Genomic DNA, 4,695 nt, shown 5'->3' on the forward strand with positions numbered 1-4,695 from the left:
TAACATAACTAGCAACGAAGTTTTTTTCAAAGAAAATGTGGCATCTGGTACAGAAATTTATGATGTTGATAATAATGCTACAGGTAATGATGAAGATGTAAAAATCTATGAGATCACTACTGGTAATGAAGAAGGTATTTTTATTATTGATCCTATTACAGGTAAAATTACTATAGCAGAAGGTAAAACGCTGGATTATGAAGCATTACCGAATGATAAGAAATATTACGCATTGGGTATAAAAGCAACAGATGCTGCCGGGAATAGTGATACAGCTGTTATTACGGTGAATGTTGAAAACACCCAAGGCGAAATTACCACTTCAATTAATTCTGATGGATTGATTACAGGTACAACAGAATTTGTTATAGCAGGTTCAAATATTATTACTTTAAAAATTACAGGTCTGAACACGTCAGGAGAATCAATTACTATTACCAGAACTGTCGATTTAAGTTATGTAAATGGAACTGAAACTGGCTCGTATTCTTATCAATTGTTAGAAAGTGATGGGATTGTTGATGGTTCTGCTATCACGGTGGAAGCACATACAATAGATATTGATAATTCTAATATATATGCTTATAACAATTTATCAGGCTATACACCAGATGATCCGGATACACCAGATGTCAATGAATATCAACCGGGATTAGATTTGGTTAAGCCTACTATAGCAATTACCACAGTAGGTAATGATTGGCATGTGGTTTGGAGCGATACTATAGATGCTGATTTTAGTAAATCGACTAAACAACCTTTTACAGTAACGGGTACGAGTACTGGAGTAGAAGCAGGACAAGAAGTCAGTGTTACTTTTGCCAACACGTCTGATGGTCAGGCAATTACAGTGACAGGTATTGTACAGGCCGATGGTATATGGTCTGCTACTGTAACTGCACAACAAGCGGCAAAATTGTTAGATGGTACGGCAACAGCAACTGTACGGGATCATGGGGATAATACAGCAACATCTGAGGTTGCAAGTTATGTGGTAGATGCTCCACTAGCAAATGTGACGCATTATTATGATGATATTGACAGTGTACAAAACACAGTAACAACTTTTGGTGTATTGTCAGATGTTTCCATCTCTAGCAAAGTGACTGTTGCTTGGGATTCCAATGCCGTTATCGTCGAACAGAGTAATGTGGCAACTACATATGGTACATTTAGTATCGATGCAAATGGAAACTGGACTTATAAATTAAGTACTAATTTACAAAGTACGCTTGATTTAACGAAAGCTCCATTAACTGATATTATTTCTGTGACTGATAGTTTAGGAAAAGCGTATGAAGTTAAAGTATCTATTAATGAGAATGGTTATGCCGAAGGCTGGGTTGGCATATCTGCAACGACTGCTTCATTAAGTGCAGAAACTAATATTGCCAGTGATGGAAATACATTTACTATTTATAGTAATGACTCTCTTGGTCGTATAGAGGGAACGGTAGCATCTGGTGTGGAAAAAGTCCGTATCTATATTAATAAACAGGATACTTCCGACAATCCAAGTACTTTGCCGTATCCAAAATATCTGGAAGTGAATGTTGATACTGATGGTCACTGGATCGTTACAGAAGCAGAGTTACAAGCTGTACTAGAACATATCTGGGAGGCGGATCAATTAAATAATGACAATATTTATATTCAGGTGCGCGCTATTGATCCTGTGACAGGCAAAGTTGGAGAGGTATCAACTAAATATACTTTTGTAGTTGATACTATAGCACCTGAAGCGACCAATGTTAGTTATGATGAAACTTCTGGCAAGGTTAGTGCATTGGTGTATGGGGATAGTAGCAGTACCAAACATGCCAATACAGGTGATAAGGTTATTGTGACTTATAAGGATGGAGAGGGTAAAGAACATTTCGCTGGCGAAGGTGTTGTAGGTAATCAGTATGATTCAACTAACTATTTGAATATCAATATTCAATTAGATTCTGATGTGAAAACAGTTGTTGATACAAATACTCAGTTTGTTGTCTATGTTACAGATAGAGCAGGTAACACTGGTACAAGTAATGATAAAACCATTGATCCGACTTTAGTTTTGCCAACACCTGTTGTCGATGGCTATATAGATGACGTAGGTGCAATTAAAGGTACGATTAATGCAAATGGTGTGACTGATGATCAACAAGGTCAGTTTACTGGTACGATTAACTTAACAGCAGAGCAGCTGGCACTGGTTGATGAAGTCAGAATTTATTTATATAACAATACCAGTAAATGGATTTCTATTCCTGTTGCAGAGCTAGTATCAACTGGTAATGGCAATTATCGTTGGACGACAAATGTTTCTGATTTATATAAAGTAACCACAACGGGTACACTAGCTCCCGGTGAAGTCACCATTAAAGCGGCGACTTATAATGAAGCGACAGGTGTATTGGGTGGATTCTCTCCTATCTTTAAATTTACAGTTGAGGTGACTCCTCCGACCATTGAAATTACATCAGTTGCTGAAGATGAAATTATTTCACAGGCAGAAAAAACAGACGGCTTTACGATTAAAGGGACAACATCTGGTGCCGAAGAAGGTCAGACTGTGACGATAAAGCTTAAAGGAACAAGTTTTACAGGCATCGTTGGTTCAGATGGAACATGGTCAATTTCCCTTACAGCACAACAAACCACTCAACTGAATTTACAGGATGGTCAAAGCTATACTGTTAGCGCAGATGTAAGTGATAAGGCAGGTAATCCAGCAACACCGGCAACGAAAGATGCCGTGGTGAATGCAGCTCCAACAGCTTCTACTACTCCTTTAACAACTAATGAAGATGTGGCTGTTTCTGGAAAAATTACGGGGGTAGATCTTACAGGAGATACATTATCTTATACCGTTAAGGACGGTGCTGGCTCCCAGCATGGTGGTACAGTGGTACTGGATTCTGTAACTGGTAACTTTACTTATACTCCTGCGCCTAACTGGTCTTCAGATTCAGAAACTGATGTTGATAGTTTTGTGGTTGTGGTGAAGGATCAATACGGTAATAGTGTGGAAGTAACACAGAATATTACTGTAACAGCTGTAGCAGATACGCCAACAACGACGGAAACTATGGATTACGATGTTGAGTCATTTTCCATGAATATGTATACGTGGACTGGAATCAAATCAATTGTTATTGATGGTACAACATATAATTTACTTGAACGTGGTGGCAGTGGCGCGACCAATGATACTCTGGTTAAGGCATTGAATTATTTATATGAAAATAGAGCAACCAATGGTGCAACTGTAACGCATGCCGAGTCCTTTGTATCTACTAACTTGCCAACATATAATGCTGTATTTATTACAGGTTATCTATATTTGGAAAAAGGTCAAACTTATCAATATACGGGTAAGGCAGATGATAGTGGCACCATTATTATTGGGGATGAGTCCAGTTATCATGTAAATTGGTCTGGGGTAACCTCGGCAGATGCATCTTTTGTAGCTTCAGAAACAGGTTTTTATACGTTTAAACTGTATTTGCATAATGCAGATGGAGTAGGTAATTATAATTTCCAGCTTAAACATGTTTTAAAAGATGCTGATGGCAATAACATTGGTGAAGAAGCTGTAAAATATTTTAGTGACTATAATCAAATTATTGCAGAGCTGCCTGATTTTATGACCTTAAAACCGTTTAATGACACAGCAAATGAGGATAAATATGGATCAGGGAATGGTTATTATGGTGTAGTTTATGGTTATTCTGGTGCAGAAACAGATCAGATTAGTCTGAATAAGATTGAAGCATCATTAACAGATCGCGATGGTTCAGAAATTCTTTCCATGACTATGACTGGTCTTGCCGCAGGCACTATATTAACTTATTCAACTGTTAATAAAGATGGTACTATTATTTCTGGAAAAACTTCGGTAGCAAATTCTTCTGGTGAAATTATGGTAACAGGAGATACAAATATAGTTGAATTCACTGACATGAAGTTACAATTGCCTGTGGGTGTGACAGTGGATCATACTTATCAGGTGACAATGAATGTCACAGCAACGGAAACGGAAGATAATAGTACTCAAAATTCTACATTTGATTTTTCTGTGGTAGTAACAAATCCAAATAGTACCATCGTTGCGAAAATAGGTGATGATATTATTAGTACAGGGACCACAGGTAACGATACTTTAATCTATAATGTTTTGGCTGCTGCCGATGCCAAAGCAGGTCATGGCATTGATACCTGGACGGATTTTCATTTGGGTAATCCATCAAATGATACAAATGCAGATACCATTAAATTCGCATCTGATTTCTTTAATGGATTGCTACAAGATAGTGATTTAATGTCAAGTAATAGTACCAATGTCAAAAAGTTCATTAAGATTAATTACAATTCAGATACAGATAGTGCAACGATTTCAATCGATCGTGATGGGGATGCTGATCATTATCAAAGCGAAAATTTATTGATATTGACCAACCAATCTAGCGAAATTACTTTGCACGATTTATTAAACAATAACCAAATCATCATTGGTTAACTGCTATGATGATCTAAAAAATTGCTCCATTCATGGGGCAATTTTTATGGATATAGCAATAAGATTTATAATAAATATAAAGATTGTAAACCTCAGATATTACTTAACCCGAATCGCGGATAAGAAATTGACTTGAAAAATATGAGGACTAGAGCCATCAGTTGAGTTACCACACCAAACTCACAACTCTA

General features: G+C 37.1%; 1 protein-coding gene. It reads left to right on the forward strand.

The genetic code is table 11. From position 1 onward, the window contains the following. Positions 1-4: 4 nt before the first annotated feature. Positions 5-4,504 (forward strand): cadherin domain-containing protein, encoded by a 4,500-nt coding sequence (locus AVJ20_RS17655; protein ID WP_228157254.1) that lies wholly within the window; start codon positions 5-7, stop codon positions 4,502-4,504. The last annotated feature ends 191 nt before the right edge of the window (positions 4,505-4,695 follow it).

It is taken from the genome of Acinetobacter sp. CFCC 11171 (assembly GCF_003268405.1).
GTDB classification, from domain to species: domain Bacteria; phylum Pseudomonadota; class Gammaproteobacteria; order Pseudomonadales; family Moraxellaceae; genus Acinetobacter; species Acinetobacter amyesii.